The following is a 12015-nucleotide window of genomic DNA, read 5'->3' on the forward strand; positions in this document are numbered from 1 at the left end:
GGACAGGGAGCCGGTATCCAGATGGCCATAACCTCGCTTCCAATAACCATCGACACCGTAAGGAAAGTCTTCGGTTCCTACGTGGCGCTCAACGATGTTTCGCTGGAGATTGCAGCTGGCGAATTCCTCACGCTGCTTGGTCCGTCAGGATCGGGCAAGACAACGCTGTTGATGGCACTTGCTGGGTTTGTCCGTCCAGATAGCGGCTTCCTTACCATCGGCGGCCGGGATGTCACCCGGCTGTCCCCGGAAAAAAGGGAAATCGGGATTGTCTTCCAGAATTACGCGCTCTTCCCGCATATGAGCGTGCTCGCCAATGTGCAGTATCCATTGATGCTGCGCCGGGTGCCAAAGGCCGAGGCTCGAGCGCGCGCGATGGGGGCCCTGGCAAGGGTCGAGCTATCAGGTTACGGCGACCGCAACATCGTCGCCTTGTCGGGCGGCCAGCGGCAGCGCGTTGCACTGGCGCGGGCCATCGTATTCGAACCGCGTGTCATGCTCATGGATGAGCCTCTCTCCGCGCTGGACAAGAACCTGCGTGAACACATGCAGTTCGAAATCCGACGTCTGCACGACGATCTCGGTATCACGACGATCTATGTGACACATGATCAGAGAGAGGCGCTGACGATGTCCGACCGAATTGCAGTCATGGATGCCGGCCGGATCCAGCAGATTGGCGCGCCCTCCGAAATCTATCACCATCCCACCAACCGCTTCGTGGCAGAATTCATGGGTGAAGCCAACATTCTTCCCGCAGCAAGTCTGACGGGGTTCAACGGATCAACGCAGGACCCCCGGGGATTTGCGATGATCAGGGCAGAAAGTTTCCATCTCGACGCCGCCGATGCCGGACCTGACGCCGTGGCGATCACCGGCAGCCTCTGCGCCAAGGCTTTCCGTGGCGAGAACTGGCTTCTCAACGTGGAAAACGAGACCGGCGTCTTGGTCACATTGAGCGTGCCGGCAACCCGCGCTGTCGGCTGCGCCGAGCTCAGGACCGGTCAGGCGATAACCGCTTATGCGGCGGCCGCGAACGTACACAGATTGCCCGAGGGAGCCGGGAGATGAACGCTGCAAGCCTTTTGCAGGATGCCCGGCGCGAACGTCGCTTTTTTTTGTCGCTTGCCGTGCCGGCCTTGGTGCTTGTCGGTCTCGCGGCTATCCTGCCGGTGATGTGGATCCTGCGCCAATCGTTCCTGACTATCGCAGGCGACCTGTCGACCGCTAATTACGAAAAGATCCTCTCGAGCGGCCTCACCTGGTCCGCGGTTGGCACCACCCTCGCCCTGTCCGGCGCGACGTTGCTCATCTGCATGGTCCTCGGCATTCCTTTGGCATTGACGTTGGCCAGCACCAGCACGCGCATAGCGAACAGGGTCCTGATCCTGATCATGCTGCCGCTTTGGACGTCCATCCTGGTGCGTACCTATGGCTGGCTGGTACTTCTGCGCCGTGATGGTCTCGTCAATTCCACCTTGCAGAGCCTCGGCCTTACGGATACGCCTCTGCCGCTGGCCTACAATTTCACCGGCACACTGATCGGCATGGTTCACTACATGCTGCCGCTCTTCGTTCTGCCCATCTATGCCGCGATGCGCGATATCGACAATAATGTGATCCGCGCTGCCGCCAGCATGGGGGCGAGCCTCTGGCACTGCGTGCGGACCGTCATCCTGCCGCTTTCGGCTGGCGGAATCCTGTCTGGCTCGACCATCGTGTTCATCTACACGCTTGGTTTCTTTATCACGCCTGCCATTCTTGGGGGCGGCAAGGTCAACCCGATCTCCGTCCGCATCGATCGTACCCTCTCTACATTTCAGGACTGGGGTTCGGCCAGCGCGCTTGGCGTCCTGCTCCTGGTCCTAGTGCTGGTAACTGGTGGCATGCTGTTCGGCCTCCGCTGGTTTCTGATGAAGGGGGCACGCCATGCTTGACGCCTATTACGGCAGCCGGCTAACCAAGGCGGTCCTTTGGATCTTCTCCGCACTCATTCTCATCTTTCTGATGCTGCCCACCCTAATCGTGGTGCCACTGTCCTTTTCGGCCTCCGACCTTCTGGAGTTTCCCCCGAGGGCCTGGTCGCTACGCTGGTACGAGGCTTTCTTCTCGTCAGCCGTGTGGATGGCCGCGTTGAGAACCAGCATGCTTCTGGGTATGCTGACGGCGGTAATAGCGGTGCCGGTCAGCTTTCTGGCATGTTTTGCTATCAACAGGCTCGGCCGACCAAGCGCGAGAGCGATCTACGGTTTTCTCCTGTCCCCGTCGGTGACGCCCGGCATCCTTCTGGCAATTGGGCTCTTTTTTATCCTCGCAAAGCTAGGACTCGTAGGCACCCTTACTGGAGTTCTTGTGGGGCATGTGGTCCTGGCAATTCCGGTGGCTGTGATCGTGCTCTACCCCGCCATCGATCGGTTCGACTGGGCTCAGGCCCAAGCGGCCCGCAGCCTTGGTGCGGGCTGGTTCCGCACCATAGGAGGCATCATACTTCCCCAGTTGGGCCTCAGCTTAGCGACCGCCGCATTGATGGCGTTCCTGACGTCCCTTGATGAGGCGGTCATCTCGATCTTTGTCGCCAACGGCCCAAGCAGCACCTTGCCGAAACTCATGTTCATGTCCCTGCGGGATCAGATCGACCCCACCATTGCCGCCATCTCAACCTTTTGGACTGTCCTGGTCTCCGTCGTGCTTCTGTTTTTTAACCTGCGCGAACGGGGCTCGGATGCCGTGAAAGATAATTCATGACTAATCTTGCAATCACTCCCGTCATTCCGAAGACCGAGCTGGCGATCATCACCGGTTCAGCCAATTGGGGCCTTGCCTTCCCCGAGGATGTCGCCATGCCGGGGGTCCGCGTGCTCGCACGCGACCTGTCTTTCGATACCCCTTACGGTGTGTCGGAAAACTGGAAACTGCTGGAATTCGACGCAAGCATCGTGCCGGATCAACACAGCAAACGCGCGCTCTGCATGTATTCCCATGGCAATCCCCGAGATCATATAGACCACGCCTGTCATCGACGCGCCTTCTGGGTTCTCATGGAATCTGGCGTTCGTCACGTGCTGGCCTGCTCGACCCTTGGCGCAGTCAACAAGGCCATTCAGCCGGGTGATATGGTGATCAATGCCGACATCCTCGAGCTGACCCAGACCCCGTACTCGCTTCTTCCGGGGCGGCAACGTTTCGATTGTTCCGGCAAACAGATCGTCTGCCCGAATTGCGCCGCCGTCCTGGCAGATACGGCCCGCCGCCTCTGGCCGTCATCCTGCCGGGTCCATGGGATCGAACACGGGTTAGTTGCGGCGCACGCCTACGGTCCACGCCTGACGACTCCCGCCGAGGCGCTGGCTTTTCGCTCGATGGGCGCAGATGTGATCAACCATTCGATAGCGCCCGAAGCGACGCTCTCGCGCGAGATAGGCGCGTGCTTCGTGCCATGCGCATTCGTCACTGCGGGATTTAATGACTATATGGATCGGAGCCGTGGCACGTTGCTTCAGGAGGGCGTGCTGCCCAGCTTGTCCGTGCTCGCCTCGCGCGTCGCCCTTGAAACGGCAGCACGACTGCCCTCAGGCGCGTCATGTGGCTGCCAGGAGTTGAAGTCGCCCCAGCCGGAAGAGCGCTATGCTCGCTTCTGAATGATGCTTAAAATTGTTGGGTTAGCACGACGATATCAACACTTTTCGGCGTCTTTCCCTTCGACAGTCGCCTGCGCGCACTTGAGAAATAAACGCCGGCCCCGTCGATCCCAGCGACTGCCAAGCGACATCGCTCGCTTGAGTTGCTCCAAGCCCTGAGGGGATCGAACCGCGGATCCGTGGTGCCGTCCTGGCGGCATAACAGCAATTTTGGGGTAGTGTGCTGAAGGTTCTGCAAATTCTCTGAGAGGGGCGGTCATGGCAGGCTGGTGATGTTCACGTCACCTGATTCCCTCACGAGGAACGCCACCATGACCAAGACTGAAGATAAGACCGCCACCTTCGCCGTCAAAGACATTCTGCTTGCCAACCCGATGGACTGCGCGAGGTGATCCGCGCCGTGATGCAGGAGGTGCCGGAGGCCGAGATGAACGAGGCGCTGGGGGCACAAAAAGGCGAGCGTACGCGGGAGCGGCTTGGCTATCCAAGACCGATCTCGCCACCTGGCTCGGCAAATGGTTAGGCAAGTACCCGCGGCTGACTGGCTAGGTCGAGGAAACGATCGAGCAGACGCTCACCTTCCTGCGACTGCCGCGCACCCATCACAAGCACCTCAAGAGCACCAACATGCTCGAGCGCCTCAACGAGGAGATCCGCGCCGAACCGATGTCGTGCGCATCTTTCCCAACGCCGACAGCTGCCTGCGCCTGGTCAGGGCGCTCGCCGTCGAAACCCACGAGAACTGGATGAAGGCCAGCCGCTACATCAACATAGAGGATCTCAGAGAGCACAAGAAACTGGCTCTCCGCAACGCCGCATGACCAGCTTCATGACCGTCCCAAATTGCTGAACTTGACGCACAGAACCAATTTATGGAACCGAGCCAAGCCGTACTGTAACGCCATCATCTACCAGCCTTGGAATCTTGACTGAACTTCTGCGTTTCGGTGATTCCGGACAGATTGCCGCCCATCAGGAGATGGGCGGCCGAGTCGCAGGGATAGTGGGGGATATACGACTCGTTTCCGTACACCGGCTATTTGGCATCGCCGGACAGGAGGATTAACTCTTACGGAAACCGAACGTCTTTCGCAGACTTCCGTCGAATCCCTTTGCTGGCACAAACCTGCGCAGACGACTCAAGAGCGTTGCTTGGCCCCCGACGGGCTGGCGCATTTTATACGGGCTCTTAAGGGCGACGAGGATCTTTTCTGCAACCAACGTTGGGGCGGGTGCAGATTTAATCTGCGCCAGAACAGTCTTGATTGTCGCTTCGGCCTGATCGGCATAGACACCCAAAGGCGCTTCCGTATTCGTGGCATTCACATCGAGATTAGTCTTCGTAAACGTCGGTTCCATAAGGATAACCCGGACGTTGAAGTCGCGGATCTCGTGGTCGAGAGATTCGGACATGCCCTCAAGGGCGTGTTTGGTGCTGGCATAGATTCCCATGAACGGCGCCGGCAGGAAGCCCAGAACCGAGCTGATATTTATGATCAGCCCGCTGCGTGCACTCCGCATCGACGGGAGGACCGCCCGGATCATACGAAGGGGGCCGAAGACGTTTACGTCAAAAACCTTCGTTGCTTCGGCGACCGTGGTATTCTCGACCGGGCCGACAAGGGAAACACCGGCATTGTTGATCAAGACGTCGATCTTCCCTGCGTCGGACAGGACCCATTCTACAAAATTCGCAACCGACGCATCGTCCGTCACATCCAGCGCTCCGAATTTCACACCAGCAGTCGGTTTAACCCGTCTTGGGTCGCGCACCCCTCCGAACACACGATAGCCGTTCTGCGCCAGAAGACGGGCTGTAGCTTCACCAATCCCGGAGGACGCCCCTGTTATCACTACTACTTTCTGTTCGGCCACTGCGGGCTCCTCTATTGAAATTTATCGTCTGTTCCAGACCGGTGGCTCGTCAAATGAAATTCACGCGGCGGTGGCATCGAAGCGGATAGATTTCGTTAGAAATCTATCTTGTTATTAGATGTCACCCGTAATATTAAAAATCAAGTAGTATTCGAGCGAAAGGGCTTAAAAATGTCATGAATTTCGCATTTTCGCCGGAAGCCCGAACTTTGATGTAGAGACAGGACATGCACGGGGCAGCCCCCGATTACCCCGATGCATGCGAAGCAACAATTGCTCGCGCCAGGGCGCGGCTGAGTACGCAATCAGAAAACCGTCCACCGATGGTCTAATTACTGCCGTTGTTCCTTCTGTCGCCAAAGAAACGTGCGCTCAACCTCAGGGCTTCTCCCAGGCCCCGCTCCTCAACACCTTGAACACCGTGCACGGCGGTTGGAGCATGACAATCCTTGACACGTCTATGGCGCTGTCCGCGCATACGCTGCTCGATCCTGGAGAATTATGCCCTGCGGTGGAAACATCAGTGAAGTTTGTCCGCCCAATTCTGGGAGATAGCGGAGAACTGCATTGTCGGCCAGGTTATTTCGCCTAGCTGGACCATCATCACGCTGGAAGGCAGAATAGAAACGAAGGAGGGTAAAATTCACGCGCACGGTACTTCGACTTGCATGATCGTGCGGAAAGGCCGGTAAGTCAAAAGGCTTTGGTGTGCCCGTGGAGGCTGGTTCGAGCCAGGTCGACAAAGCCTGATGGATGACCACCAGGCTCTGACGTGCAAAAGCTCATCCCGACATAATCCCAAGAGCCCGCAATACGAAGCGGGTCTGAGCTCCGAGTTCATCCTCCACATCCTTATCACTGCTAATCCGTTGCTCTAAAAGGCTCGGATGAACGAACGAAATGATTGCTGCCATGGCGCACCGAGCAGCATCACCCGCATCGTCGATTTCAAGTTCTCCGACCTGCAAGCCCTCGCGAACAGTCGCTTCGAATATCCGCGTCATCTCATCGAAGTACCACTTCGCGACGCCCCACTTGCCCTCTGTGGCAGCGACGAATAGTTCATGAACATAGGGCTCATCCGCGAGTTGTGTTCGGGCCTGCCGGTGAATTTCGTCAAACATTGCAGCCAGTCTGATGCCTGACGCATCCCTTCTTCGCGAGATCGCTCGTGCGATATCGAGTGTCCGGTTAGCAATGCGGGCGTAAACGTCCTGATCAATTGCCGCTCTTGTCGGAAAGAAGCGATAGACGTTCGCCCGACTTGTATCCAGATCACAAGCGATATCGTCAACGGTTGTCTTGCGGTGACCAATACGGCGAATGTGCTTTTCTGCGACGTCCAGAATCCGATCACGTTCCTGCATCAAGACTGGGTCACCCGGAACTGCGGAGCGAAGACCTCGCTCCTCAGGCTTCAGCTCTTGCCGATGGTGCGCCAAGTCATCACGAACCGTCGATGCCGCACCGCTGGTTTTCTCCTTTACGCCAGTACATTGTATGGACATGAGGGTCACTCTGCTGCTGCCGACAGTTTCAGGCTCGGAATCTTCTCCTCCGTGTCTGGGACAATGACCCTCTTGGGCGGTTTGATCCGGAACCAGGTCGCGTAAAGTGCAGGGAGAAACAGCAAGATCATAATCGTCCCGACCGCCGTGCCGCCGATCAGCGTGTAGGCCATGGATCCCCAGAACACAGAGTGCGTGAGAGGGATGAAGGCGAGCACGGCCGCCAACGCTGTCAGAATGACCGGCCTTGTTCTCTGCACAGTCGCCTCGATGACAGCATGATAATCATCCAGACCAGTCGCCTGATTTTCCTTGATCTGCTCTGTCAGGATCAAGGTATTGCGCATCAAAATACCCGCTAGGCCAATCAGGCCCAGAATGGCGTTAAATCCGAAGGGCTGATTGAACATGAGCAAGGCCGGAACAGCACCCGCGAGCCCGAGCGGGCCCGTCAGCATCACCATTGTCATGGTCGACAGGCTCCGAACCTGGAGGATGATGACGATCAGCATGGCGGCGATCATGGCAGGGAAGATCTGGACAAGTGCCACATTCGCTTTCAGTGATTCTTCAATGTTGCCCCCCATTTCGATGCGGTAGCCGACAGGGAGAGAGGCGATCAGCGGCTGAAGGGCCTTCATGACCTCCTGCGATACTTCCGGCGGCTGGGTGGTCTCGTTAATGTCCGAGCGGATGGTAATGACTGAAGTGCGGTCACGCCGCTTCATGATCGGCTCCTCGAAGCGGATTTCGGAGTGACCGATTTGGTCGAGCGGAACCGGTCGGCCATCCCTACTCATCAGGGAAAAGTCCGCCAGTCTCGAAGGATCGAGCCTGTTTTCACCGGCGCTCCGCGCGACCACGGGCACGTTACGAATGTTTTCGCGAACCTGCGTGATCGGCACGCCGCTCAGCAGCAACTGCATCTGTTGGGCTGCCTCTGCGGGAGAAAGGCCAATGAGGTTGAGCCGGTCCTGATCGGGAATGAAGCGCAGCACGGGCGTGCGATTGCCCCAGTCGCGGCTTGCCTGACGAACGTCCGGCACGCCCTTCATGATTGCAAGCGCTTGTTCGGAGATTTTGTATAATTTATCCGGATCCGGTCCCATGATACGGAACTCGACGGGAAATGGCGTGTAGGGGCCGAAGACAAGCTGCGTTACCCGCACAAAGGCTTCCGGTGCCAAGCCGCCGGAAACTGCTTCGCGCAGGCGATGCTTCAAGGCTTCGCGTCCATGCGCGTCGGGTGTCAGCACGACGATCTTCGCAAATGCCGGGTCCGGCAATTCGGGCGCCATGGCGAAGAAGAAGCGCGGCGCGCCTTGGCCGATGTAGCTGGTGGTGATTTCCGTTTCAGGCTGTTCCCTTAGCCAGCCTTCGAGTTTCTCGACCGTTGCAGTGGTCGTCTCGATGCTGGTCCCTTCCGGCATGCGCACTTCCACCAGAACCTCCGGACGATCAGACGTCGGGAAGAACTGCTGCTTCACGGAGCCCATGCCAACGACGGAGACAGCCATGATAACGCCGACGAGGCCGCAGGTCAGAAACTTGTGACGGACAGCAAACTCGATCGTGCTGCGAAGGCGTTTGTAATTTGGGGTATTATAGATGGCGTGATGGCCGCCCTCCACCGGCTTGATTTCAGGGAGCATCTTGACGCCAAGGTAAGGTGTGAAGATCACCGCGACGATCCAGGATACGATCAGGGCAAACCCGACAACCCAGAAGATGTTGCCAGCGTATTCGCCCGCGGTGGATTTGGCAAAGCCGACCGGCATCAGTCCGATGATGGTGACGAGCGTGCCCGACAGCATGGGGGCGGCCGTATGGCTCCAGGCATAGGCGGCCGCCTTGATACGGTCCATGCCTTCCTCCATCTTCACCACCATGACCTCGATGGCAATGATAGCATCGTCAACGAGCAGACCGAGCGCCAGGATCAGCGCGCCCAACGTAATGCGGTCGAAGAACCGGCCTGTTTCCAGCATGATGAGAAACACAACGGCGAGTGTCAGCGGTACCGCAAGCGCCACCACGATGCCGACGCGCCAGCCGAGAGCGACGAGACTGACGAATAGAACGACGCCAAGTGCCATCGCGAACTTGAGCATGAATTCACCGACCGCCGCGTCGATGTTGACGGCCTGATCGCTCACCTTCGTCAGCGTTATGCCAAGCGGCAAACTTCCCGCAATTTTGGAAGATCGTTCTTCGAGCGACTTGCCGAGTTCCAGCCCGTTCCAACCCTGCTGCATCACCACGCCAAGCATGATGGCGGGCTCGCCGTCATGGCGAATGACGTAGGTGGCCGGGTCCTGATAGCCGCGGCGCACATCGGCGAAATCCGACAGCTTCAGGACACGTCCACCCGCGACGATCGGCGTATCGGCAATCGACTCGACGCTGTCATAGGCACCATCGAACCGAATGAAGACTTGCGGACCCTGCGTATCGATCGATCCGGCCGGGGTCACGGTATTGCGCCGTTGCAGGGCAGCGGCGATGTCTTGCGCCGAGATCCCGAGAGTTGCGAGCTTGGAATAGGAAAATTCGACGAAAATCTGTTCCGGCTGCTCGCCGAGAATATTTATCTTTTTCACGCCCGGAACGTGAAGCATGTCCTGGCGGATCGTCTCGGCCTGTCGCACGAGGTCGCGCATCGCCATGCCCTTTGCTTTCAAGGCATAAAGGGCGAAGCTGACGTCTGAGTATTCGTCATTGATGAAAGGACCGATGACGCCGGGAGGAAGATTTCGAGCTTCATCGCCAAGTTTCTTGCGCGCCTGGTAGAATTCCCCCTCGACGGCCGACGCTGGAGTGTTGTCCTTTAGCGTCACTGTCAGGAAGGCATAGCCGGGTCGCGTAGTCGTTTCCACACGGTCGTACCAGGTCAGTTCCTGGAGGCGCTTTTCGAGCGGTTCGGCGACGAGATCCTGCATTTCGCGCGCGGTCGCGCCCGGCCAAACCGATGTAACTGTCAGCGTCTTGATGGTGAATGACGGGTCTTCGGCTCGGCCCAGCTTGACGAAGGCATAGGCCCCCGCGGTGGCCAAGAGGACGATGAAGAACAGGGTGACGGCTCGCTCACGGACGGCGAGGGCGGAGAGATTGAAGCTCATCAGTTTGCCGCCTCCGCCTTTTCAACGCCGGTGCGCACGCTTGCGCCGTCCTGAAGCAAATGTGCCCCAAGGGCAACGATCGCTTCCCCGGCCGTCAGGTTCGAGACTATGGCCTTCTCCTCCCCGATCCGCTCGACCTTCACGTCCCGGAAATGAACGCTGGAAGCCTGCTCATCCAGGACCCAGACACCCGTGCGGGTGCCATCGTCCAGCAGCGCGCCAACGGGGACTTCGGCGTGTGACTGCGCTGTTTCGTTCTGCAGGCTTATTGTAACTGTTGCCCCTAGCGGCGCGGCCGCTGCAGAACCTTGCAGAACCCAGCGCGTTTCATAGGTGCGGGTTTGAGGATCGGCGGCATCGGAGATCTGCCTGAGGGCCGCCTTTTCTACCGTGCTTCGGCCATAGATAGTGGCCTGTGCCATGGCGCCGATCCCGGGTCTCAGATTTTCAGGCAGCCAAACGAGGGCTTCGCGGGGTCCCGATTTCGCCAGGCGGATAACCGGCTGGCCCGCCGAGACCACCTGCCCCGGCTCGCCAAGCGTTTCAACAATCGTTCCGTCCGCGTCCGCCACGAGAACCGCATATGCCGCCTCGTTTTCGGCAACTTTCGCTTCTGCTTCGGCCGCGGCGAGCTGGGCGGTCGCGGTATCGAGCGCTGCCTTCGCCTGCTCATATCGCTGCGGAGTAGCAGCCAAACCGTTCTTGACGAGAGCAGCATAGCGCCGCTCGTCGGCCTGCGCCTGAATCAATGTTGCCCGGGCGGCCGCAACGGCATTGCGCTTTGCCGACAATGCAAGGCGCAGGTCGGTGTCGTCGACCCGCATCAATGGCTGCCCCGCCTTGACTTCTTCGCCAAGGCCGACAAGCCGCTCGACAATCTTTCCGGGCACCCGAAAGCCGAGATCGCTTTGAACGCGGGCAGCAACCGTGCCGGTGAAGCTTCGGCTTGCTGCGTCTGGGGTCTTGACCTTCGTCACGCTGACCAGCGGAGCCAGACTGCGGGGATCCGCAGCCTCCGCGTCCTTGCTCGTTGGCGGCAACAGGAAAATTGCAGCGGCGACGCCGACAAGGGCGGCCACTGCCACGGTTGAGAGGAGGATTGTTCGTTTCATGACACTGGCCTTCTTGATGGTGGCAGCACAATTCTTAGATTGCATTCTAACTCTAAAAGGTATATAGATGTCAACAGAAATCTAAAAGGAGATGATCATGAGGGTCAGTCGTGCCCAGGCCGAAGCGAACCGAGAGACAGTCATCAACGTCGCCAGCAGGCTCTTTCGCGAGCGGGGCTTCGATGGCATCGGCCTCAAGGACCTGATGAAAGGTGCCGGTCTTACCCAGGGCGGCTTCTACAAGCAGTTCGAATCCAAGGATGACCTGGCAGCCCTTGCGTCGCGTCGAGCGATGGAAAGCGCAACCCGTAGATGGTCCTCGGTCGCTGCGTTGAGCCCGGATCCACTGCAGGGCGTCGTCGATCTTTATCTTTCGGCAGGGCACCGTGGGGAAACCGGAGACGGCTGCCCGCTGGTCGCCCTTGGATCCGATGCGGCTCGCCAGAGCGTCGAGGTCCGCAAGCCGTTTCAGGACGGTATCAAAGCCCACCTGCAGGTTATCGAAGAGCTGTTGCCGGCCAGTGGTGACGATGACGATGCACCCCGCAAGGCCATGGCGATGCTTGCGCTCATGGTTGGTGCGGTCACTTTGTCGCGCATCGTGACCGACGAGAAGCTGGCAGACCGCCTGCTTGAAGCAGCCGCGACCGAAGCAAAACGTGTCGCAGCCTCGGAGGCGGCGGAGTAACGGCCGGAACGACAGGTTCCTGACCGGTTCAGCAACCGCAGTCAGCTAGTTCGCAGTTTTTATTCTGGAGTCATC

At 58.7% G+C, this 12015-nt stretch carries 10 protein-coding genes and 1 pseudogene; 7 read left to right on the forward strand and 4 right to left on the reverse strand.

The features are described from left to right. Positions 1-21 precede the first annotated feature (21 nt). The 5 genes and pseudogenes from ATY78_RS11540 to ATY78_RS11560 all read left to right on the forward strand — a co-directional run. Entirely contained in the window at positions 22-1071 is a 1050-nt protein-coding gene (locus ATY78_RS11540; protein ID WP_088682464.1) for an ABC transporter ATP-binding protein, read from the forward strand. After that, positions 1068-1937, forward strand: a complete 870-nt coding sequence (locus ATY78_RS11545) for an ABC transporter permease (protein WP_088682465.1) — start codon at positions 1068-1070, stop codon at positions 1935-1937. Before ATY78_RS11540 ends, ATY78_RS11545 begins: the two co-directional genes overlap by 4 nt. Continuing rightward, the gene (locus ATY78_RS11550) at positions 1930-2745 is read left to right on the forward strand and encodes an ABC transporter permease (protein WP_088682466.1); all 816 of its coding nucleotides are present in this window, start codon (positions 1930-1932) and stop codon (positions 2743-2745) included. The genes ATY78_RS11545 and ATY78_RS11550 overlap by 8 nt, the downstream gene beginning before the upstream one ends. Beyond that, positions 2742-3638 carry a 5'-methylthioadenosine phosphorylase gene (locus ATY78_RS11555; protein WP_088682467.1) on the forward strand — a complete coding sequence of 299 codons (897 nt, stop codon included), beginning with the start codon at positions 2742-2744 and terminating at the stop codon, positions 3636-3638. The genes ATY78_RS11550 and ATY78_RS11555 overlap by 4 nt, the downstream gene beginning before the upstream one ends. A gap of 483 nt (positions 3639-4121) precedes the next feature. Then, positions 4122-4459, forward strand: a pseudogene (locus tag ATY78_RS11560) (transposase); the annotation flags it as partial. Positions 4460-4700: 241 nt separating this feature from the next. Here ATY78_RS11560 and ATY78_RS11565 read toward each other — a convergent pair. Then, positions 4701-5513 carry an oxidoreductase gene (locus ATY78_RS11565; protein ID WP_088682468.1) on the reverse strand — a complete coding sequence of 271 codons (813 nt, stop codon included), beginning with the start codon at positions 5511-5513 and terminating at the stop codon, positions 4701-4703. Positions 5514-5973: 460 nt separating this feature from the next. On the opposite strand from ATY78_RS11565, the gene ATY78_RS28830 reads away from it, so the two are divergent. Continuing rightward, on the forward strand, positions 5974-6105 hold the full coding sequence (locus ATY78_RS28830; RefSeq protein WP_245313569.1) for a hypothetical protein: 132 nt from the start codon (positions 5974-5976) through the stop codon (positions 6103-6105). A 190-nt stretch (positions 6106-6295) separates the two neighbouring features. Here ATY78_RS28830 and ATY78_RS11575 read toward each other — a convergent pair whose 3' ends face one another. From ATY78_RS11575 to ATY78_RS11585, 3 genes are all read right to left on the reverse strand, one after another. Then, on the reverse strand, positions 6296-6880 hold the full coding sequence (locus ATY78_RS11575) for a TetR family transcriptional regulator (protein ID WP_245313550.1): 585 nt from the start codon (positions 6878-6880) through the stop codon (positions 6296-6298). Positions 6881-7026: 146 nt separating this feature from the next. Then, positions 7027-10140 (reverse strand): efflux RND transporter permease subunit, encoded by a 3114-nt coding sequence (locus tag ATY78_RS11580; RefSeq protein ID WP_088682469.1) that lies wholly within the window; start codon positions 10138-10140, stop codon positions 7027-7029. Beyond that, positions 10140-11252, reverse strand: coding sequence for an efflux RND transporter periplasmic adaptor subunit (locus ATY78_RS11585; RefSeq protein ID WP_088682470.1), 1113 nt, complete (start codon positions 11250-11252; stop codon positions 10140-10142). Before ATY78_RS11585 ends, ATY78_RS11580 begins: the two co-directional genes overlap by 1 nt. A 97-nt stretch (positions 11253-11349) precedes the next feature. On the opposite strand from ATY78_RS11585, the gene ATY78_RS11590 reads away from it, so the two are divergent. Next, positions 11350-11940, forward strand: coding sequence for a TetR/AcrR family transcriptional regulator (locus ATY78_RS11590; RefSeq protein ID WP_088682471.1), 591 nt, complete (start codon positions 11350-11352; stop codon positions 11938-11940). Positions 11941-12015 lie beyond the last annotated feature (75 nt).

Origin of the sequence: Rhizobium sp. R635, from assembly GCF_002211285.1 — a bacterium.
GTDB lineage: Bacteria > Pseudomonadota > Alphaproteobacteria > Rhizobiales > Rhizobiaceae > Rhizobium.